The sequence below is a fragment of the Delftia sp. DT-2 genome (genome assembly GCF_028401915.1).
Classification (GTDB): domain Bacteria; phylum Pseudomonadota; class Gammaproteobacteria; order Burkholderiales; family Burkholderiaceae_C; genus Comamonas; species Comamonas tsuruhatensis.
This window is the reverse complement of record NZ_JAQOTI010000005.1, coordinates 223,610-240,890: the sequence shown is the minus strand read 5'-3', so window position 1 is coordinate 240,890 and position 17,281 is coordinate 223,610. Positions and strand designations below refer to the sequence as shown.

General features: G+C 63.8%; 29 protein-coding genes. 6 read left to right on the top strand and 23 right to left on the bottom strand.

Annotation, left to right across the window (positions count from 1 at the left end; genetic code table 11):
* The first annotated feature begins 3 nt into the window (after nt 1-3).
* Genes PO605_RS10590 through PO605_RS10565 form a run of 6 tightly spaced genes read left to right on the top strand, consistent with a single transcriptional unit; the run spans nt 4 to nt 4,006 of the window.
* Complete coding sequence (locus PO605_RS10590) at nt 4-396, top strand: hypothetical protein (protein ID WP_272206445.1); 393 nt, start codon at nt 4-6, stop codon at nt 394-396.
* Complete coding sequence (locus tag PO605_RS10585; RefSeq protein WP_272206444.1) at nt 393-812, top strand: hypothetical protein; 420 nt, start codon at nt 393-395, stop codon at nt 810-812. The genes PO605_RS10590 and PO605_RS10585 overlap by 4 nt, the downstream gene beginning before the upstream one ends.
* Nucleotides 813-815: 3 nt before the next feature.
* Nucleotides 816-2,720: a hypothetical protein gene (locus tag PO605_RS10580; RefSeq protein ID WP_272206443.1), complete on the top strand. Its 1,905-nt coding sequence runs from the start codon at nt 816-818 to the stop codon at nt 2,718-2,720.
* Nucleotides 2,707-2,925: a hypothetical protein gene (locus PO605_RS10575; RefSeq protein WP_272206442.1), complete on the top strand. Its 219-nt coding sequence runs from the start codon at nt 2,707-2,709 to the stop codon at nt 2,923-2,925. The genes PO605_RS10580 and PO605_RS10575 overlap by 14 nt, the downstream gene beginning before the upstream one ends.
* Nucleotides 2,922-3,473, top strand: a complete 552-nt coding sequence (locus PO605_RS10570) for a glycoside hydrolase family 19 protein (protein ID WP_272206441.1) — start codon at nt 2,922-2,924, stop codon at nt 3,471-3,473. Before PO605_RS10575 ends, PO605_RS10570 begins: the two co-directional genes overlap by 4 nt.
* Nucleotides 3,470-4,006 carry a hypothetical protein gene (locus PO605_RS10565; RefSeq protein ID WP_272206440.1) on the top strand — a complete coding sequence of 179 codons (537 nt, stop codon included), beginning with the start codon at nt 3,470-3,472 and terminating at the stop codon, nt 4,004-4,006. The genes PO605_RS10570 and PO605_RS10565 overlap by 4 nt, the downstream gene beginning before the upstream one ends.
* Here PO605_RS10565 and PO605_RS10560 read toward each other — a convergent pair.
* The 23 genes from PO605_RS10560 to PO605_RS10450 form a co-directional block, all read right to left on the bottom strand.
* Nucleotides 3,991-4,284, bottom strand: coding sequence for a hypothetical protein (locus PO605_RS10560; protein WP_272206439.1), 294 nt, complete (start codon nt 4,282-4,284; stop codon nt 3,991-3,993). The genes PO605_RS10565 and PO605_RS10560 overlap by 16 nt on opposite strands.
* The gene (locus PO605_RS10555) at nt 4,281-4,481 is read right to left on the bottom strand and encodes a hypothetical protein (RefSeq protein WP_272206438.1); all 201 of its coding nucleotides are present in this window, start codon (nt 4,479-4,481) and stop codon (nt 4,281-4,283) included. The genes PO605_RS10560 and PO605_RS10555 overlap by 4 nt, the downstream gene beginning before the upstream one ends.
* On the bottom strand, nt 4,478-4,771 hold the full coding sequence (locus PO605_RS10550) for a hypothetical protein (protein ID WP_272206437.1): 294 nt from the start codon (nt 4,769-4,771) through the stop codon (nt 4,478-4,480). The genes PO605_RS10555 and PO605_RS10550 overlap by 4 nt, the downstream gene beginning before the upstream one ends.
* Nucleotide 4,772: 1 nt before the next feature.
* Nucleotides 4,773-5,180, bottom strand: a complete 408-nt coding sequence (locus PO605_RS10545; RefSeq protein WP_272206436.1) for an HNH endonuclease — start codon at nt 5,178-5,180, stop codon at nt 4,773-4,775.
* On the bottom strand, nt 5,177-5,488 hold the full coding sequence (locus PO605_RS10540) for a hypothetical protein (protein ID WP_272206435.1): 312 nt from the start codon (nt 5,486-5,488) through the stop codon (nt 5,177-5,179). The genes PO605_RS10545 and PO605_RS10540 overlap by 4 nt, the downstream gene beginning before the upstream one ends.
* A complete protein-coding gene (locus PO605_RS10535; RefSeq protein ID WP_272206434.1) occupies nt 5,485-5,706 on the bottom strand; it encodes a hypothetical protein in 222 nt (73 codons plus the stop codon). Before PO605_RS10535 ends, PO605_RS10540 begins: the two co-directional genes overlap by 4 nt.
* The gene (locus PO605_RS10530; protein WP_272206433.1) at nt 5,703-6,314 is read right to left on the bottom strand and encodes a hypothetical protein; all 612 of its coding nucleotides are present in this window, start codon (nt 6,312-6,314) and stop codon (nt 5,703-5,705) included. The genes PO605_RS10535 and PO605_RS10530 overlap by 4 nt, the downstream gene beginning before the upstream one ends.
* 114 nt (nt 6,315-6,428) lie before the next feature.
* Nucleotides 6,429-7,349, bottom strand: a complete 921-nt coding sequence (locus PO605_RS10525; protein ID WP_272206432.1) for a DNA cytosine methyltransferase — start codon at nt 7,347-7,349, stop codon at nt 6,429-6,431.
* Nucleotides 7,346-7,558, bottom strand: a complete 213-nt coding sequence (locus tag PO605_RS10520) for a hypothetical protein (RefSeq protein WP_272206431.1) — start codon at nt 7,556-7,558, stop codon at nt 7,346-7,348. Before PO605_RS10520 ends, PO605_RS10525 begins: the two co-directional genes overlap by 4 nt.
* A 95-nt stretch (nt 7,559-7,653) precedes the next feature.
* Entirely contained in the window at nt 7,654-8,961 is a 1,308-nt protein-coding gene (locus PO605_RS10515) for a tyrosine-type recombinase/integrase (RefSeq protein ID WP_272206430.1), read from the bottom strand.
* A gap of 224 nt (nt 8,962-9,185) precedes the next feature.
* The gene (locus PO605_RS10510; protein WP_046238086.1) at nt 9,186-10,244 is read right to left on the bottom strand and encodes a tyrosine-type recombinase/integrase; all 1,059 of its coding nucleotides are present in this window, start codon (nt 10,242-10,244) and stop codon (nt 9,186-9,188) included.
* Nucleotides 10,245-10,436: 192 nt separating this feature from the next.
* Nucleotides 10,437-11,384 carry a phage Gp37/Gp68 family protein gene (locus PO605_RS10505; protein WP_046238087.1) on the bottom strand — a complete coding sequence of 316 codons (948 nt, stop codon included), beginning with the start codon at nt 11,382-11,384 and terminating at the stop codon, nt 10,437-10,439.
* 59 nt (nt 11,385-11,443) lie between these two features.
* Nucleotides 11,444-11,683, bottom strand: coding sequence for a hypothetical protein (locus PO605_RS10500; protein WP_046238088.1), 240 nt, complete (start codon nt 11,681-11,683; stop codon nt 11,444-11,446).
* Nucleotides 11,680-11,958 carry an ogr/Delta-like zinc finger family protein gene (locus PO605_RS10495; protein WP_272206512.1) on the bottom strand — a complete coding sequence of 93 codons (279 nt, stop codon included), beginning with the start codon at nt 11,956-11,958 and terminating at the stop codon, nt 11,680-11,682. Before PO605_RS10495 ends, PO605_RS10500 begins: the two co-directional genes overlap by 4 nt.
* Entirely contained in the window at nt 11,958-12,281 is a 324-nt protein-coding gene (locus PO605_RS10490) for a hypothetical protein (protein ID WP_046238090.1), read from the bottom strand. The genes PO605_RS10495 and PO605_RS10490 overlap by 1 nt, the downstream gene beginning before the upstream one ends.
* A gap of 14 nt (nt 12,282-12,295) precedes the next feature.
* Nucleotides 12,296-12,478 carry a hypothetical protein gene (locus tag PO605_RS10485; protein ID WP_046238126.1) on the bottom strand — a complete coding sequence of 61 codons (183 nt, stop codon included), beginning with the start codon at nt 12,476-12,478 and terminating at the stop codon, nt 12,296-12,298.
* A gap of 347 nt (nt 12,479-12,825) precedes the next feature.
* Nucleotides 12,826-13,521, bottom strand: a complete 696-nt coding sequence (locus PO605_RS10480) for an HNH endonuclease signature motif containing protein (RefSeq protein WP_046238092.1) — start codon at nt 13,519-13,521, stop codon at nt 12,826-12,828.
* Between the two features lie 209 nt (nt 13,522-13,730).
* Complete coding sequence (locus PO605_RS10475; protein WP_046238093.1) at nt 13,731-14,021, bottom strand: H-NS histone family protein; 291 nt, start codon at nt 14,019-14,021, stop codon at nt 13,731-13,733.
* Between the two features lie 509 nt (nt 14,022-14,530).
* Nucleotides 14,531-14,818, bottom strand: a complete 288-nt coding sequence (locus PO605_RS10470; protein WP_046238094.1) for an H-NS histone family protein — start codon at nt 14,816-14,818, stop codon at nt 14,531-14,533.
* 170 nt (nt 14,819-14,988) lie between these two features.
* Entirely contained in the window at nt 14,989-16,032 is a 1,044-nt protein-coding gene (locus PO605_RS10465; RefSeq protein WP_236884599.1) for a hypothetical protein, read from the bottom strand.
* Nucleotides 16,033-16,070: 38 nt separating this feature from the next.
* Nucleotides 16,071-16,823: an ERF family protein gene (locus PO605_RS10460; protein ID WP_052734007.1), complete on the bottom strand. Its 753-nt coding sequence runs from the start codon at nt 16,821-16,823 to the stop codon at nt 16,071-16,073.
* Nucleotides 16,824-16,908: 85 nt separating this feature from the next.
* Nucleotides 16,909-17,067, bottom strand: a complete 159-nt coding sequence (locus PO605_RS10455) for a hypothetical protein (RefSeq protein ID WP_016452848.1) — start codon at nt 17,065-17,067, stop codon at nt 16,909-16,911.
* The gene (locus PO605_RS10450; protein WP_046238095.1) at nt 17,064-17,273 is read right to left on the bottom strand and encodes a hypothetical protein; all 210 of its coding nucleotides are present in this window, start codon (nt 17,271-17,273) and stop codon (nt 17,064-17,066) included. Before PO605_RS10450 ends, PO605_RS10455 begins: the two co-directional genes overlap by 4 nt.
* Nucleotides 17,274-17,281 lie beyond the last annotated feature (8 nt).

The following is a 17,281-nucleotide window of genomic DNA, read 5'->3' as shown; positions in this document are numbered from 1 at the left end:
GGTATGGCTGAGCTGTCTTATCCAACGAGCATCCTCCTGCCCGCGGCGGCCGTGGGCGTGGGCGGGCGAGAAATCTATCGGGGCGCGTATATGGTCCAGCGGCCCGGGGCGGGTCAATTGGACTACGTGCTGGGCGGCAACGGCCTGGGCCGCGTGCGCGGGCGCACGGTTGAGCAGGAAGACAAGAACAGTCCCAAGGTGCCTGTATCGCGCCGTGTGCGGCTGTACCGCGACCGCGACGGCCTGCTGATCCGCGAGGCGTGGAGCAACGCCCAGGGCGAGTACGACTTCCCGCACATCGACAGCACCACCGCATACACGGTCCTGAGCTACGACCATGAGGGCGACTTCCGCGCCGTGGTGGCCGACCGCGTCATACCGGAGGCCATGCCATGACCCTGCGCGGCGTTGAAATCACCATGGCCGCGAACGAGGCCCGCCTGCAGGGTCTGCGCGATCTGCTGCTGGACGTGGGCTCGGGCACGGCCTGCGTGCGGTTCTTTGCAGACGCCGAGCGGCCTGCCTTCGGCGAGCCCTCGGCTCTGCCCATGCTGGTGGAGCTGCCGCTGGCCAGGCCCTGCGGAGAGATCGTGGCCGGCCGGCTGCGGCTGCTGGCCCGCGATGCAGCAGGCGCCATGATCCTCGAATCCGGCATTGCGACCTGGGGCCGCATCGTGTCTGCGGCGGGCGCGCTGGTGATGGACGTCGATGTGTCAGCCGAAGGCGGCGAAGGCCAGATCCAGATCCCGGACAGCACGCAGCTGTATGCCGGCGGCTACCTCACGCTGGCACCGACCAGCTACATCGAGTAGCCCATGGCGATCATCGAGCTGATCTTCCGCCGCCCGCCAGCCGGTGGCTCGCCCAACGAGCTGGTGTTCGGCAATGAGGACGATTCGGGCTCGGGGCAGGATGCGGTCGCGCGTGCCGCCATTCGCCTGCCCGGCGCCCGCGTGGGCATCCGTGCCCTGCGGCGCAAGACAGCTGCTACCGCCATCCGGCTGCCTGGCGCGCGGGTCGCGCTCGGTGCGGTCTACCAGACCCGCACCGACCGGCCGGCCGTGGGTGGCACACTGTCGGACTTCCAAGAGGCCGCAGCTGCGCGCGGCGCCCTGGTGTCTGTCTTCCAGCAGTCGGCCGTGGTCAGCAGCACCACGCGCATCGGTGGCGGACAGGCCGTGGCTGCCGGCGCGGCCACCGTGCACCGCTGGCAGGACTCGCAGCGGCTGCACCTCGCCACGCGCCAGGGCATGGTCAACGCCCTGGCCGTGGCCGGCATCACCGCTCAGGACTGGCAGGAAGCCATACGCGTGCACCTGATCACGCGCCAGGGCATGGACAACGCCCGGGCCGCCCGGGCCGCCGTGCTGCAGCAGTACCAAGAGGCGATCCGCGTGCGCCGCGCCACCGTGCAGGCCTTCGGCGACGGCCTGCAGCGGGGTGCCTGGCACACCAGCAGCATGGGCGACGCCCTGCAACTGGCCGTGGTCATGGGCGGTGCGCGGTATCAGGACGCCATGGTGCCGCCGCCGGGCCTCACCCCGGGCCGGCCGGTCGATCCGCCCAAGCCGCCGCCGTGTTATGTGCCGCCCCCTGGAGGCGCGGTCGAGCTGGTGTTTTCGCAGGCCTGGACCGCCAGCACCGAGTTGATCTTTTTCTGCTGCAAGGGCGGCGTCAACCCCGAGCCGACCGTCGTCGTGCCGGTAAAGGAGGTCTACTTGACGATCAACAGCGCATTGCTCATCCGCCTGGACAACGGGCGAATCATCCCCGCAACCACCCTGAACATGTCGCTGGACGTGGATTCGTGGACATGGCAGTTTTCCGCCGCCGTGCCAGGGCAAGCGTTGGCGGATGTCCAGCCAAACAGCGATGGCGATCCCGTCGTCGTGCAGGCGACCATCAACGGCACACCCTTCAACTTCACCCTGGAGCGCATCGCGCGAGACCGCACTTTCGGGTCGTCCCAACTACGGGTCTCGGGCCGCGGCCTGGGGGCGGAACTGGACGCACCGTACGCCCCTGAAATGTCGTTTGGCAACGAGTTCCCCCGTACCGCACGTCAACTCGTGGAAGACATCTTGACCCTGAATGGCGTGCCCATCGGATGGTCTGTTGCTGCATGGAACCTGACCGACTGGCTTGTGCCGGCAGGGGTGTTCAACCACAGCGGTTCCTACATATCGGCGGTCAACGCCGTGGTTGGCGCCGCCGGTGCATACGTCCAGCCTCACAACACCGACAGGTCGCTGCTCATGCACCTGCGGTATCCCGCGCCTGCTTGGGAGTGGGATTCTGTGACCCCGAACTTCGAGTTGCCTGCGGCTGTGACCTCGCAGGAGAGCTTCGAGTGGACGGAAAAACCTCGCTACAACCGCGCATTCGTCATCGGCCAGGAGCACGGAGTGCACGGCCGATACACGCGATCGGGCACTGCGGGAGACCTACCTGCGCCGACGGTGGTGGACCCGCTGATCACGCATGCAGACGCTGTACGCCAACGGGGCCGAGCCATTCTTTCTGACACGGGTCGCATTGCAACTGTGGCGCTGCGCCTGCCTGTGCTCGCCGAGACCGGAATCATCAAGCCCGGCAACTTCGTGCGGTATGTCGAAGGCGGCAACACCCATATCGGCCTGTCGCGTGGCGTGGCGGTCGACGTGTCCATGCCGACGATCTATCAAACCCTGACCCTGGAGACACACGTTGAACCTGTTTAAGCGTTTTGAGCGACTGCTGCCGCGTGCCCCGCGGCGGGTCGGCAAAGTCCTGACGGTCGATGGAACGACTGTCCGGGTCGAAGAAGTGGGCGGAAACATCACGCAGGTGGTGGGCGAAGCCACAGTAGGCCAACAGGTCTACATCCGCAATTTGGCGATCGAAGGGCCGGCGCCGAACTTACCCCTGGAGGACGTTGAAGAATGAAACTCACACCTGAAATCGTCTCGGCCTGCACGGGCGCCACGCTGCTGCGTGCGACTCAGTGGACCTCTGCCATTACCGAAGCCTGCGCGCGCTACGGCATCGACTCGCCGGCGCGCGTCGCAGCTTTCCTGGCCCAGGTGGGGCACGAATCCGGCCGACTCGTCTATGTGCGCGAGATATGGGGCCCTACTGCGGCTCAGCTGCGGTACGAGGGCCGTCGCGACCTGGGCAACACCGAGGCCGGCGACGGTAAGCGGTTCCTGGGCCGAGGGCTCATCCAGGTCACCGGCCGGAACAACTACAAAGCGGTGACCCGGGCCCTGCGCGCCGTCACGCCCCAGGCGCCAGACTTCGAGCAAGACCCCGTAGCGCTGGAGCAACCTGCTTGGGCCGCCCTGTCCGCAGCCTGGTTCTGGCACAGCCGCGGTCTGAACGCCCTTGCTGATCGCGGCGATTTCTTGGGCATCACCAAGAAGATCAACGGCGGCACGAACGGCCTGGACGACCGCCTGGCACTGTGGGCTGCAGCCAAGAAGGTGCTGGCGTGATTGCCGCCCTCGCTCGGTATTGGCACTGGGTGGCGATCGGCATGCTGGCGCTGTTCGCCCAGCAACTGCACCTGCGCAACCTGGGACTGCAGCTCGACCTGGCCGACGCCGGCCGGCAGGCGGCGGAGCTGACCGCTTCGCGGGAGTCGGCTGCACGGGCTCACGAGACCCAACTGGCGAAACGCGAGCAGCAGCATGCTGCTGATCAACAAGGGAAGGAAAAGAATTATGCGAAAGACAAAGAGTCTCTTGGTCGCCAGCTTGTTGCTGAGCAGCGTACTGCTGGCCGGCTGCGCGACCAACTCGCCTCCGCAACCGCCCGTGGTCGCTCGGGAGATCCAACTGACGCCGTTGCCTGCCAGCGTGCGTTCGATCGGCTTGAAGCCCTCGGCGGACTGGCAGGCGAGGGTGTCGAACTACTTGTCGAAGGTCGAGGACTTCTCCGGCAGCGAGACCTCGACGTGCAACGCCTGCTCGACCAAGTGACCTTGGACCGGCAGGCGTGCAGGGCAGAGACTCAGGCGTCCGAGTGATAGATCGGCAGGGAGTACCGACCCGCCGCGTGCAGCAGGTGGTCGTTTTGGCCGACGAGAATCAGGGCGTCTGCGGCCAGCACCAGGCGCCAGTGGTTCTGCAGCTCGCCCGCGCTGTCGCCGACCAACGGGCACACAGGAATGGTCTCGACAGGCAGGGCGGTCGCCGGCGGCCTCCGCGTCCCATTGGTGACAAACGCTGTCGGGTCGATGCCGGAGAACAGTGACGCATCGGCCAGGTGCGCCTCGGTGACAGGGCCGTAGAGGATGGTTTTCACGGGGTCTGTCCTTTGCTGGCAGCCTTGGTGCACTGGGTGCCGCACACGGGGCAGTTGATCTGCAGGAAGTCGCCATCACGCTGGTCGAACACGAATTTGGCCTCGCGCTGCTCGAACTCGAAGACGGTGGCGCATTCGCGGCAAGTGCACTGGTAAGTGCGCGTCTCCGGCGGCTGGCCCTGTTTGATGATCTTCACGATGCAGGTCCTTTCTGCTGCGCCTGGGCGCGCTCATCAAGCAGGCATGCACCCGTGATTGCCTCGGCCACGGCGGCCTCCAGCGTTTCGCGCCTGTCCTCATCAGGCCACCAGCCGTCGTAGCAGCGGCTGCCGCATGGAGCCGCGACGATGATGTACCAGCGGTCGGAATCCTCTTCGCGCTCGACTTGGAAGTAGTGGCCATCCTTGGCGTAGCCAGCGATGCCGCGCTCGCTGCGCTCCACTTCGGCCATCACCTGGGCGACCTTCTTTTGCAGTGCTGTATGCATGTCAGCTCTCCTTGTGCACCCCTTGGGCCAGGGTCTCGAAATAGAAAACGATGGGCGTGGCCTTCAGTTCGACCAGGCCGTAGCGAACAGCGCGGCGGAACGTGCTGACATCGCGCATCAGCACCTCGTTGCTGCGCTGCATGAGCGCGCGCCAGACTTCCAGCGTCAGGCTGTGCTTGTCGAGGTTGCAGGGCACGCATGCGGGGTTGAGGTTCTCTAGCGTGTCTCGCTCGGGCCTGAGCATGCGTCCGGTGGTGACGACGCCTTTGCCGGGGACGAATGCCAGCTCGCGCTCCACATACTCGATGTGGTCGGCATGCCAGCGGTCGCCCAGCTCCTCGCCGCAGTAAGCGCAGCGGCCCCCGAACTTCTCGCGCAGGGCCGCGCGCTGGCTCTTGCTGAGCTTCATGTGCTCTCCTTGTGCCCAGTGGGGCGTGCGTACTTCCGAAGGAACATGCTCTGTTCAAGGGGAATGCCTTCTTCTTTGCAGAAGCGAATGACATTGATGAGATAGCGGTCGATGTTGTTGCCGCTGGCGGCCAGCATGGAGAGCATGTGCATGGCGAGTCCGGCGCCATCGGGCAGCAGGCGGGTTTCGCCGCGCGCCTCCTTGTCGTACTCGACCACGGCCACCATGGCCAGGCCGTGCTGTTCACACAGCTTCCCGGCCTGCCTCAGCAGAGGCGCGATCTGCTCGTCGTAGATGGCTTCGCTCATGCATTCCCCTTGGCTGCTGCCTGGGCTGCGATGGCCGCGTCAATGGCCGCCCGAGCGGTTTTAAACGCGCCCTCCTGATCCCTGGATTGTTCGTAGTCGAAGTCATTGATCCAGCAGACCCAAAAGCCCTTCGATCCCAGCCATACAACGCAGTTTTCCTTGATGAGCCAGTTCAGTCGGCTCGTATCGTTGGGTTGGCATTTCGGATTCCTGCTCATTGGTCACCGCCTTCCTTGGCCTGGGCTGCGATGGCGGCGCGATGCTCCACGCGACGCGCATATGGGTGCAAATCGGCGTCCTCGATCTTCCAGTAGTCACCTGTCCATTTACCACCGGCCTGAATGAACTCGGCTTCGATTTCATCGTCCGTGCTTGACGCATCCACTGCAGGCGCAGCAGGTGCTGCCATGCCCTGAAGCAGGGTCCACGCGCGCTCGTAGTCGTCCCAGGCCTGCTGGTTGTATTCGCCAGCTGACTCGCGGCAGGAGCCGAGATGCGTGCGCATGCGTTGCAGGAACTGGGCGAGGCGTTGGGCCTCGGCGGGCGCGGCGGCGGCAGGCTCACCAGCACGCACCAGGGCGACGGAGTAGCTTTCTGCTTTGCGGCGTGTCTCCGCGCCGTACTCTGTGGACATATCGTGCTTGTGAGCAGCGCTGATCACGTTCAGCGTCTCGGGGTGCATCCATGCCACCACGCTCTGGGGCGCCACAGCGGCAGGAGCTGCCCCGGCGAGGCCCTGCAGCATGCTGATGTCGCGGAAGAAGATATTGCCGTCGCTGTGCACGATTCCGCCAGCGGCGCGGACGGCTTCAAGGGTGAAGGTCATGGGTTCTCCTGTCAGGATGCGATGCGCCAGAGCGCAGCTGTTCGGGTGATGACGTGGCCTGCGCGCTGCAGCAGCTGCTGGCAGGTCGGGGGTGGGGTCGGGGTCATGGGATGGTCAGAGCTGGGCGGCCAGTGCGCTGATCACATCGCGGGCGACGGGTGGGCACACGGCATTGCCGAGCAGGTGGATGGCTTGGTGGGTCTGCGCGGGCAGTTGGTAGTCCCGAGGGAATCCCATGGCCGCGCAGTTCTCGGCGACGGTCAGCATGCGCATGCGGTCGCCGTTGATCAGGGCCCAGCGCGCTTTTGTCGTCACGGTGCCCAGCGGGCGATGCAGGCTGCGGCCGGTGGTGCCCGAGCCGCTGCCGTAGTAGGGCGCCAGGAAGCGGTCGCCGTGTGCGGCACGGCCAGCGGCCACACGCGCCAGGGTTGCGCAGGAGCGGCCAGGCTTGTTGACCAGGCTCCAGCTGCCGGACTCGAAGTCCAGGAAGCTGCTGGCCGGTGTGTGCTCGCATTTGGGCAGGGCCAGCACCAGGGGCGAGCTGCTGCGCGTGGCCACGATGAACATGCGCACGCGGTGCTGGGGAACCCCGTGGTCGGCGGCATCCACGATGTGTGGCGACAGCGTGTATCCCAGCGCCTCCATGGCCGTGCGCCAGGCGGGATACAGGGCCCAGTCCAGGAACTCGGGCACGTTCTCCACAACCACGGCGCGCGGGCGGTGGAACTCGGCGGCGCTGACCACGGCCCAGGCTGTGCTGCGGCTGGCGTCGTGTTGAGGGTTGCCACTCGCCTTGCCCCGGGCTTTGCTGTGCCCCTGGCAGCAGGGAGAGGCCAGCAGCAGGTCGTGCGCTGGGACGCGGCTCCAGTCGGCTTGGTGCAGGTCCTGGCACAGGTGCTGTGCGTCGGGATGGTTCGCGGCGTGGTACTGGACGGCCAGTGGCCAGTGGTTGGCAGCCCAGATGACGGGCACACCGGCCAGCGCAGCGCCGGTGCTGAATCCGCCAGCTCCGGCGAAAAGGTCAACAGCTCTCATGGCTGCACGCCCAAGACCTTGCGGATGTCGGAGACCAGCCACTGCAGGCGGCCGGCTACGCGCCGTGGCGTGATAGGTCCGCTGTTTTTGCAGGCCCAGATCCGCAGCGTCTGGGGCGAACGGTCCAGGTAGTGGGCTGCCGTGGCCGTGTCCACAGTAGGCACGGCCAGGGTTTCGAGGGCAGGCGGCTGTTGGCCGAAGCGGTTCATGCGATATCTCCGATCAATGGGACGACCCGATGCCGTCCACATGTCGGAATGTTATCGCATTTGCCTAAATTGCGATACGTTGATTTCGCAAAATGCTAAACAACTTGAAGCCGCTGGCCCATCTTCGGTGCAACGAACGGCACGCCGGCCTGGGCAAGAACCCAGGTCTCGATCTTCTCGTGGTGCATGCGCAGCAGGTCCAGGGGGCGCACGGTGTAGTGCTTCTCTGCAGTCGCGCTGGGCTTGTGACCCATGATCTGGGCGACGACGCCAGCGGGCATCTCCAGCCACTCGGTCAGGCTCTTGAACGAGCGCCGCAACCCGTGGAGAGTGACGGCCGGCACACCTGCAACCTGGCAGGCTCTGTCGTGCGCGTGGTTGGGGCTATAAAGGCACGACCCATCCGCGCTGGTGAATACCCATTCGCTGCGTCGCGGCAGGCCGTTGATCAGCGAGCGTACGTAGGGCGTGAGCGGGATGATGCGGTCGCCCTCGACCTTGTCCCGGATACTCAGGCCTGCCCAAGCCCAGTCAATGTCTTCCCATCGGATGGTCCGAACTTCACCCGGGCGTGCGCCCGTCAGCAGCAGCACCTGCAGGTATGCCGACATGGCCGGATTACTCATAGAGAGCACAGCCCGGAACCAAGGGGCGAGCTGCTCGCGCAGCAGCGCATCGCTCTTGGTTCGTGCTTTGCCCAGGGTTTCGCGCACACGTTTCGTCTTCACGACAGCGGCACCACGGGGCGCGAGCCCTGCGTAGGCTGGCTGGTCTTCGCACCAGTTGATAAATGCACTGATCATTCGCGCACCTAGGCGCCCTTGGGTAGGGCCCGTCTTGGCTTGCTCGGCGGCCCAGGCCTCGATCGTTGCGGGGGTCAGGGCTGTCAAAGGCAGCGCCATCAACGGATAGAGGATGCCCGGCACTGTCTCGCCTCGCCCCCTGGTGCCGCGGGTCGCTTTCTTGCCGCCCGGCCTCGCCAGCTTCTCGTGGTCCGCGTAGTGCCGCTCGCCCCATTGGCTTTTTCGGTCTGCCAGATACGCTGACCACGCTTCTTGCACAGTGGCGTCGCGCGTCGGTTCGGGCAGGGCGGCTGGCGTGTTCAGGCTCTCGCCTGCGTCCAGGGTGCCGTGAGCGCGCCGGGCAGCAGCACGGGCTTCGTCGACGGTCAGCACACGCACATCGCCCAGGGTTTTGCGCACGGTCTTCTGGCCAACCTTGCGCTCGAATACGAAGGATTTTGCCCCGTGGGCGGACACACGCACCCGCAGGCCCGGGACCAGGGCGTCGCGCAAGAATGCCTGGTCTTTGCCTTCTGGGCACACAAGGCGCTCGATCACGCTGGGGGTGATGTTGATGGGCGTGGACAAATCCACTGGTTGATTCTTGGAAGGGCGGGCCATGCTGCGAGTCTACCCGCCGTAGCCGTGCCGTAGCCCGGTGCATCAATTTTTCGGCATTTATCGGAATACGGTTTGATAGGTTGGACGATGTATGTTGTTGATTTACATGGAAATATCAACAAACAAAAATACTGCTGAATGCTATTTTTGCGGACTTTTAATCCGTTGGTCGCGAGTTCGAATCTCGCAGGACCCACCAAATAAACATCAATGAAATCAAGCCCTTACGCCGCAAGCGTAAGGGCTTTTTTCTTGTCGTCGGGGGTCTGCTCTGACCAAAACATGACCGCGTTTGCGTACTGGGCCAGATGCTCCGGTGCCAGGTGGGCATATTTCTTCACCATCTCCAGCGTCTTCCAGCCTCCCAGCTCCTTCAGCACGAAGAGGGGCGTGCCGGATTGGACATGCCAGCTCGCCCAGGTGTGCCGCAGGTCATGGAAGCGGAAATTCTCGACACCGGCTGCGGCGAAGGCCCGGGCAAGAATTCGCGCATCGACCTGCTTCACAGGTGCCCCGGTAGGCCGCGTGAAGACGTTGACGCCTTTGGGGCGCGCATTCAGCACGTCCAGCGCTTCGGCGTTGAGCGGCACCACTCGCGCGGAGCCCGATTTGGATGCATCGGCGCTGACCCACGCCGTCGAGCGCTTGAGATCCACCTTGTCCCAGGTCAGCGTAAGGATCTCCGCGCTTCGCATACCAGTAGCAAGGGCGAAGCGGCAGATGTCCCGCATCCAGTCCTGAGACAAGGCCATGATGAAGGCGCGGGCCTGCTGGCGGGTCAGGAACCGAATCCGAACCGCAGGCTCGCGGTAGTTGCTGAGAATGGGCGAGCGCGCCAGCCACTGCATCTTCTCGCACATGTTGAGCAGTGTCCGAAGGGTGGCGATGTACCGATTCTTGGTGCTCTGCGACGTGGGCCGCTGCACAGTGGAGCCGTGGCGCACGAAGTGCGTGGGCAGGTTGTCAAGGATGACGTCGCTTGTTAAAGAGCTGATAGGCCTGCCACCGAAGACGGTGCGCCAATACGCGACGTGCCGAACCTTGGTGTCGTAGTCGCTCTGTCCGGCAGAGGCACGGAGAAATTGAACGGCAGCTTCCTCAAAAAGCCGCTGCGGCTGCTCTCCCAGCTTGTCCTGCCGCCACATCTCCGCCTTCAGGCGGTCGTGGTATTCCTGAGCTGCCTTGCGCTCGGTCGTTTTAGAAGATCGTCTAACTCTTTCGCCGCTTGGCGTGCGTAGATCGATCCACCAGATTCCGGAAGTTTGATCTTTGCGGATGGGCATTCACTATCCTGGTTCCGCAACGATAGCCGGGTGACATTGTTGCGAGGTTTGTTGAGGGCGGCAAGGGCGGATGGCCAGACGCGCCATATGCGCGATCCGGGTAGGCGAAAGGCGATCTCGTGCCGCCTTTCGAAGACGGTGCCGTAGGAAACCTGCAGCCGCTCGGCGGCTTGCTTGAGCGTGAGCGCGGTTTCACTCATGGGGCTTTCGCAAGGCTGTGTGCTGCAGAACAGGGAATTCGTCCCAGGTTTTGCCATCCAACTCGCGGCCGGCCGCTTTCTTCCCGATGCGCACGGCGCCATAGCCGTCGCCGAAGTCGTGGGTGGTCTGGTCAGCAACTCGGGGCCGAAACTGCGGGCCGCCCTCCAGCGGGTGGAAGTAGAGGCCGGACAGGGCCGGCGCAAACTCTCCCCACTGCTTGAACAGGAACGGCGTGCCCACGGCTTCGCACTGGTCGCGCAGTTCACGGTGCCAGTTGGGATGCGTGGGCCGCGCGCCGGGGCCGCTCTCGCCGCCAGCGATCACCCAGTCCAGTTCCTCCAGCGCGTTGGTGCCGTCTGCAATATTGCTGGGGTTGGCGAAGAAGCCTTCGAACGACACCGGACCGAGCAGCGGCTCCATCGACAAGAAGCGCACGGACGCGGGGATGCGGAGCAACTTGAGAATGTCCCGGTCGGCCTCGGCCTGGTTGACAACCGTCGCACCCAACCAGACGTTCGCGGGCGGGCCGTCGAGGAACATTTCGCCCAGCATGGCACCCGCGTTCCCAATCCTTTTGGTGAGGAGGAGCCAGTCAAGGTCCGCGGTGTCCAGGATCAGGGCTGCCAGGTCATCGCGCCATTCACGGCTGACTGCGTTATCGAAAACGTCAGCGAGGCTCGCGCAGAACACGCGCTGGCGGCGGCCGTGCTGCGCCTGGAACGCTTCTGCCTGCGCGTTCCACCGGCGCGGCAGGTTCCAGTTCGACACGCTTGTGCGGCGGCGCGGCGCGCCCGGCCCCCAGTTGATGGCCTGGCCTCCGCTGTAGCGCGCGTTGCGCGTCTCGGCATAGCAGTGGTCGCAACCAGGCCCTACGCGCTGGCAACCCTCCCATGGGTTGAATGTGTGGTCAGTCCATTCGATCTTGCTGTCCTGGGACATGCGTTTCTCCAATGAAAACGCCCCGCTCGGTGGCGGGGCGTGGTTGATGTGGTGATGGGTCAGTGGGGCAGGTCCGGGGCCTTGAGTCCCTGAAGCTGGATCTCCTGCAGCACGCTGGTGTGCTGCTCGGCAAAGGCCTGCCAGGCCGCTGCAGGTATGGTGATGCCCTGACCCTCGTGCTCCGGTAGTCTGGCGGCGTCTTTCAGGCCCTGAATGGCAACCATGGCGCGGGCGAGCAGGCCGGCGGCGTAGATTGACCCGGCCAGATGGAACGCTTCCTCAATGTTCGACCTGCTCATGTCGCGGCTGCCTCATGTGGGCGTCCGTCGAAATGGGACGAAGGCATGGCATCCAGCTGGGTCTGCAGCAGTTTGCGCTTGATGTGCGTGCTCATCGGCAGGATCACCATGGGATTTGGGATTGCGCTGGGGCTGAGCGTGCGGTTGATCTCTGTGACCGCCGAGAAGACGTGGCCGCAATAGAAGTTCTTGCACACAAATATGGTTTCGCGGCTCGTGTTTGTGAGCTGCATGCTGGTCCGGGTGTATGCCGGCCGTTCGCAGTGGGGGCACATCATGCGCATGGGGCATGCTCCTTCACAGTTTCGGTGGTGGTGAGGCTGAGGGCGACCCTGGCCAGTTCCAGGGCCATGTCGTCCATGGCCTGGCCGCCCAGCTGCAGCGCGGGATGGACGGCCAGGTATTCCCGGAAAGCGCTCACGGCAGCACCAGGTGCTGCGGCGCGATGGCAGGGCTCGGTGCGCAGGCGCTCGGCCAGTACATCCAGCTGGTCGAAGGTGAAGGCCATGCCGCGAATCGCGCGCATCGGGCCTGGCGTGTGGAAGGTGGCGCCGCACTGCTGTGCCAGCAGCACGAGAGGGGTGTTGATCATCGTCATGGTGTGGCTCCTGGTCAGGCTGCGAAAGGCTCGATGCGGCGCGCGGGCGCGGGGTAGTACAGATGCCCGCCCACGCGGCTGGGCAGCGTGAATGCATAGAAGCGCGAGGCAGGCAAGCCTGGATGCGGTTGCAGCTCCGTGCCTTGGTAGCAGTTGCTGGGAGGTGTGTAGGGCTTCGGGGGTGAGGACTTGGACATGTAGATGCAGAAACGAAGCGGCCCGCGCAAGGCGGGCCGGTGCATGGTGGAGGTGGTCGATTAGCCGGCGAGGGTGTGGCGGGCCGACGTAGGGAAGGGGTTGTGAGCTGTTGGCGTGCTGCTGGGGGCCGGCAACTGTGGGGCTGTGGGCAGTGGTTCGAGGAAGTCGCTCCGGTCCGAGTGTGTGACCTTCAAGTACTCCACTTCGACCTTGGCTGTGTCCACCAGCACAGAGGCGACCTGAGCCACTGCTCGGGCGCGGTCTACGTCCATAGGCTGATCGCGGTTGCGAAGATCTGTCAGCGTGTCCAGCAACTGCTGGCGAACGAGGGTGATGTGCGGGGTGCTCATTTTGGTTGGCTCTCTTTTGCAATTCGGTTGACCTGGCGGGTGATGGCGCCCTTGAGCTGGACCAGCTTGGCCAGCTCGGGAGACTTGCGGGCGGGATGGTTGCGGCGCGCGTTCTCGGCGCGGCTGATGCATTCGAGGCGATCAGCTGTGATTTCGGCCTCCTGCGTGGTGCGTTGGCCCGGCCGAAACACGATGATGTGACCCTCTGGCACAACGCCGTTCGCGGCCTCCCAGACGAGCCGGTGCACAGCTGTCCAGCGTCGGGCGGGGACGATGCGACGGTCATCGGTCATCTTGCGTTCCAGAATCCCGTCGCGCGTGACGCGCAGGCTGCCAATGGGCAAGTAGTTCCGGGACTCTTCGGGCCGGCGCGCCTTGAACTGCGTTGCGCGGGTGTTTTCGTGGTGGCCGGTCGATCCTGGCACGCCTTTGTTCCATGGCGTGAGGCCTGGCTGGAACTGCGTGGCTACCATGCGAGGGTCATTCCTGCCGCGCCTGATTCGGCCGCTGTGCTCACTGTCGTTGAAGGCCTGGGATTTCTTGATCCCCAAGGCCGCAGCTTGGCGGTAGATCGTTGACGTGCTGTAGCCCAGGACCTGGGCGACATGGTTGGTAGGCGTGTCGGGGTACAGGGCGCGCAGTTGGGAAATCTGATGCGGTGTCCAACTGGAGGCTATCGTCGTGGTGGTCATGAGCCTTGGCCTTTCCGGGTCACTCGTAAAGTCCGTAACGTGGGCAGCAGCACGGCTGTGTTGTCCTTGCCGCCAGATACTGAAATGACGTGCTTTGTCGCCATGGGGTTGGGTTCCTCGGGGCGAAAAAAAGCCAGCTTGGTGGCTGGCTTTGGAAGGAGGAGAAATCAGGGAGGGCGCCGCGCGGCCCCTCGCTCATGCCTCGAGGGTCAGGAGGGAATGATCTGAAAGGGCGTGCGGTCCTTGCCCACGATCCAGTTCGGCGGCTTACCCCGGCCTGTCCAGGTGGCCCCGGTGGTGGGGTTGCGATATTTGGGCTCGCCCAGGGGGCCTTTCTGTATGACGCCGCGCGAAGGGAATACATCTTGCTCGCTCAGCTGGTACTGCTGGACCAGAAGGCGCACCTCTGCTACCGCATCGGCCTTTTCAGTCTTCATCGCTGCCGCGATACGTGCATCCAACTCGGCTTTATGTTGCAGAAGGGTCTCGTAGTCAGTCATCTTGTTTCTTTGGTTCTTAGATAATTATATATTTATATAAATATATTGATATTTAATTATCAATCAATAATTATTGAGATTATTACTAGTGTTTAGCTAACGAATTTACGGCTATCATTTTGATATAGTTTGTCTATATGTTTCTGATTGCAACCGTGGTGGCCGGCTGGCTGGCGATGATGAAATGAACGCCTAAGGTTGCATTTAGCTTGCTACCCATGGAGTCAAAATGGATCGCAAAGAAAGCATCAGTGCAATCATTGAGCTAGCTAACCTGGGGTCACAAATTTCCCCAGCTGAGGCTGTTCTTGCGGTTGCCCAGGTGATAAGTGAAATGTGTCCAGCTGGTAGGAACTATGACGCTCGACTCGCTGTTTTGCTGCAGGTCGGCGCTACTCTCTGGCATGTGTCATCAGCTGCCGGCATGCCTCTGCAGAGTGAGCGGATGGATTCGGTTCAGCAAAAGGGGGTAGAGCATTAGTGCAAATACCCACTTGATTTTTCTAGCCTCAGCTAATAAGGAACTGTTCGCGATCTTTCCCCAAAATCCAGTGTGGCGGCTTGCCACGCCCAGTCCAGGTAGAGCCGGTGGCGGGATTCCTGTATTTGGGTTCTCCCACAGAGCCCTTTGACTTCACACCGCCGCGAGCAGGAAAAACGTCTTGCTCTGTCAGCTGGTACTGCTGAACCAGGATGCGAACTTCTGCCACCGCGCCTGCTTTTTCAGTTTTCATCGCTTCCACGATGCGTGCATCCAGCTCGGCCTTTTGCTGCAGCAGGGTCTTGTATTCGCTCATTGTTTTTCTCCGGTAGGGTTTCGAAAAGTGGGCCCTTCATTTGGTAGGGCCATGGATGAAAAGTTCTGGTCATGCAGCAATTGCAGCCGCCAGAAGGAATGCACCGGCAAAGCCAATGCTGTCGGCCAACAGGCTCATGCCTGCGAGGCCAAGGAAAACGCTGCGAAGGCTCATGGCTGTACCTGGTAGCTGTCGCGAACGTCGGCAATGTGGGCAATGAGGCCATTGCAGAAGTCCGTGAAGCTGCTGGCCGGTAGGTGCACGGCGCTGCGGTCTTTGACTGTGGGAATGCCCAGGGCCGCGGCCGTGGTGGCCTTCACGTCGAAGATGCCCAGGCGCTTGTTGATCTGCCCGATGTTCAGCGCAGGTGCCGTCTCTTGAGGCGCTGCTGGCTGCTCGGGCAGCATCAGGGCGCGACCATCATCCTGCACGTGGCCAAGCACGCGCGGTGGCTGCTGGGTATCGATCAGCTCCAACGGCGGTTGCCAGGGCGCAGTTGGCGAAGCGGCGGGCAGACCATGGGCCGGATGCGTGGCCGCGAATTCTGCGATGCACTGTGTGTAGTAGATCCGGGCCAGTTCCAGCTTCACGTCCATCTGCGCCTCCAACGCACGGTCGCGCTCAATGGCCCATGTGGTCAGCCGCATGTGCTCGGGGATGTGCTCGACCAGGTGGAGGTGTTGCGGTTCATGCTGGCCCAGCAGGTCCTCGGGCGTGTTGACCATGACGTAGTTCACCTCCCAGCGCTCCAGGTCCCACAGCCGCATGTAGCCTCGCATCTGCCAGGCATACAGGGCGTCCTCGCAGTCACGCACAAATGCCGGGAAGGTCTGCAGGCTCCAGGAGCATTTCAGGTCGTGGCCGCAGCGGCGTGGCCCCAGGTCCACGGTGTCGGCCTCGCCCGTGATCTGGCCGTCGCTGCGCCGCTCGGTGTTCTTGACCAAGTTCAGCCCGCGCACGCGGTTCAGCAGGGCCAGGCCTTCCGCTTCCACGGCCTTGCCCTTCTCGGTGTACTTGCTCGAAAAGCTGAAGTCCACGCCCCATATTTCCTGCCGTACCAGCTCGCGGATATAGCTCTTGGCGCCTTCGCTGAGTGTGCGCAGCTTGAGGTCTTCGAGCAGTGCCTTTTCCTCGCCTGTGCGCTCCTTCTTGGCCTGGATGGCCTCGACCTCTGGCGTGAGCAGCGCGGGGTCGATGCTCGCGGGCGCGGTCATCAACCTGCCGATGCTCGAGCAGCGAAACAGGATGGGCCTCATGGCGCACCCCTTGTGGCGGCAGCGTTGAAGGCGATGAGGCCGGCGCGGTCTTCGGTGAGGGCGGCACGGCCTTCTCGACAGGCCTCGGCGAACTTGTCGGTACCGCGCACGCTGATGATGTAGTCCACCCAGCCCTGCGCATGCGCATTCAGTGGGGCAGCGGCGCCGCCTTGGCCGTCGTCGTCCTCGCCGGCCTCGGCCACGCCCGTGATCTGCTTGAGCGTGTGCCGCTGCAGGTAGGTCGTGGTGGAAATGATGGCCTGGATGGCGTTCTTGCCGCCCGTCTCGTCGGGCTGGGCCGTGAGCGAAATCTTCTCGCTGTGCCCCAGACGATGCCGCAGCTTGCAGGTCACGGTGATGTCGCGGCCGGCCTGGCTGGTTTCCCAGGACCGCGAGAAGCCGTGGGCGGATAGTTCCGGACCCACGGCCTGCACCACGTCGTCCAGTTCGGCGTGCATGTAGCTGGTGCGGCCTTTCATTGTGGTGAAGTCCACGGCCTTGCGCTTCATGATTCTGATGCCCTTGGCCTGGAAAGCGGCCAATGCTTCGTTGTAGGCCTTCTCTGCCTCTCGGCGCTCACCTCGCTCCCACAGATCCATCAATTTTTCGATCTGCTCGGGCGGCACGCCGCGCTCTTGCAGCGTCAGCAGGAAGTGCGCAGCAGGGGACATGACCAGGGCACCGGGCGCGGCGTTTGCCGTCGGCATCAGGTCAATGGCTGCCGCTTCGGTCTTTGAAACAGCGTTCATGGGAATCTCGGAGGTTGCGGAAAAAGTAACGCCCGCAGCAGCGGGCGATGGTCGGCGCCGGCGTGGCGCTTGGTGGATAGGGCGGTCATTCCGGGTCTTCCGGATCGCCGCGCATTTCGCGGACGGCGGACAGGTAGCGGCGCCCGCCGGCAGGCCAAGCGCGGTCCAGTTTTTCCCCGGCCTCTTCAAGCAATTCGAGCAGCATGGGCACCTTCTCGGCGTCGGTGAGTTCGGATAGCTTCATGGCTTTTCGCGGTGGCATTCCACCTGCCTCTCGTCCAGCCATTCCGCATGCATGCCGGGGCACGCCAGCGCGCTGACGGTGGCGGGCGGCGCCTTGCCAGGCTCATCGTCCAGCGTTGCCTGCAGGCACAGCAGGCTGATGCCCAGCAGCATGGCAATCAGCCATGCAAGCGGCGGCGGGTCCGGGATTTCGTCATGTTGGTCCATGGTGGCTC

What these genes read in the sequence shown, in the direction of transcription:
- PO605_RS10455 (WP_016452848.1), bottom strand. Translation starts at nt 17,067, where the DNA reads ATGAAGCTATCCGAACTCACCGACGCCGAGAAGGTGCCCATGCTGCTC.
- PO605_RS10490 (WP_046238090.1), bottom strand. Translation starts at nt 12,281, where the DNA reads ATGACGATGATCAACACCCCTCTCGTGCTGCTGGCACAGCAGTGCGGC.
- PO605_RS10465 (WP_236884599.1), bottom strand. Translation starts at nt 16,032, where the DNA reads ATGACCGCGCCCGCGAGCATCGACCCCGCGCTGCTCACGCCAGAGGTC.
- PO605_RS10580 (WP_272206443.1), top strand. Translation starts at nt 816, where the DNA reads ATGGCGATCATCGAGCTGATCTTCCGCCGCCCGCCAGCCGGTGGCTCG.
- PO605_RS10500 (WP_046238088.1), bottom strand. Translation starts at nt 11,683, where the DNA reads ATGAGCAGGTCGAACATTGAGGAAGCGTTCCATCTGGCCGGGTCAATC.
- PO605_RS10515 (WP_272206430.1), bottom strand. Translation starts at nt 8,961, where the DNA reads ATGGCCCGCCCTTCCAAGAATCAACCAGTGGATTTGTCCACGCCCATC.
- PO605_RS10510 (WP_046238086.1), bottom strand. Translation starts at nt 10,244, where the DNA reads ATGCCCATCCGCAAAGATCAAACTTCCGGAATCTGGTGGATCGATCTA.
- PO605_RS10545 (WP_272206436.1), bottom strand. Translation starts at nt 5,180, where the DNA reads ATGAAGCTCAGCAAGAGCCAGCGCGCGGCCCTGCGCGAGAAGTTCGGG.
- PO605_RS10470 (WP_046238094.1), bottom strand. Translation starts at nt 14,818, where the DNA reads ATGAGCGAATACAAGACCCTGCTGCAGCAAAAGGCCGAGCTGGATGCA.
- PO605_RS10520 (WP_272206431.1), bottom strand. Translation starts at nt 7,558, where the DNA reads ATGAACCGCTTCGGCCAACAGCCGCCTGCCCTCGAAACCCTGGCCGTG.
- PO605_RS10530 (WP_272206433.1), bottom strand. Translation starts at nt 6,314, where the DNA reads ATGACCTTCACCCTTGAAGCCGTCCGCGCCGCTGGCGGAATCGTGCAC.
- PO605_RS10540 (WP_272206435.1), bottom strand. Translation starts at nt 5,488, where the DNA reads ATGAGCGAAGCCATCTACGACGAGCAGATCGCGCCTCTGCTGAGGCAG.
- PO605_RS10585 (WP_272206444.1), top strand. Translation starts at nt 393, where the DNA reads ATGACCCTGCGCGGCGTTGAAATCACCATGGCCGCGAACGAGGCCCGC.
- PO605_RS10590 (WP_272206445.1), top strand. Translation starts at nt 4, where the DNA reads ATGGCTGAGCTGTCTTATCCAACGAGCATCCTCCTGCCCGCGGCGGCC.
- PO605_RS10460 (WP_052734007.1), bottom strand. Translation starts at nt 16,823, where the DNA reads ATGAACGCTGTTTCAAAGACCGAAGCGGCAGCCATTGACCTGATGCCG.
- PO605_RS10450 (WP_046238095.1), bottom strand. Translation starts at nt 17,273, where the DNA reads ATGGACCAACATGACGAAATCCCGGACCCGCCGCCGCTTGCATGGCTG.
- PO605_RS10535 (WP_272206434.1), bottom strand. Translation starts at nt 5,706, where the DNA reads ATGAGCAGGAATCCGAAATGCCAACCCAACGATACGAGCCGACTGAAC.
- PO605_RS10525 (WP_272206432.1), bottom strand. Translation starts at nt 7,349, where the DNA reads ATGAGAGCTGTTGACCTTTTCGCCGGAGCTGGCGGATTCAGCACCGGC.
- PO605_RS10550 (WP_272206437.1), bottom strand. Translation starts at nt 4,771, where the DNA reads ATGCATACAGCACTGCAAAAGAAGGTCGCCCAGGTGATGGCCGAAGTG.
- PO605_RS10505 (WP_046238087.1), bottom strand. Translation starts at nt 11,384, where the DNA reads ATGTCCCAGGACAGCAAGATCGAATGGACTGACCACACATTCAACCCA.
- PO605_RS10570 (WP_272206441.1), top strand. Translation starts at nt 2,922, where the DNA reads ATGAAACTCACACCTGAAATCGTCTCGGCCTGCACGGGCGCCACGCTG.
- PO605_RS10495 (WP_272206512.1), bottom strand. Translation starts at nt 11,958, where the DNA reads ATGTGCCCCCACTGCGAACGGCCGGCATACACCCGGACCAGCATGCAG.
- PO605_RS10475 (WP_046238093.1), bottom strand. Translation starts at nt 14,021, where the DNA reads ATGACTGACTACGAGACCCTTCTGCAACATAAAGCCGAGTTGGATGCA.
- PO605_RS10480 (WP_046238092.1), bottom strand. Translation starts at nt 13,521, where the DNA reads ATGACCACCACGACGATAGCCTCCAGTTGGACACCGCATCAGATTTCC.
- PO605_RS10485 (WP_046238126.1), bottom strand. Translation starts at nt 12,478, where the DNA reads ATGTCCAAGTCCTCACCCCCGAAGCCCTACACACCTCCCAGCAACTGC.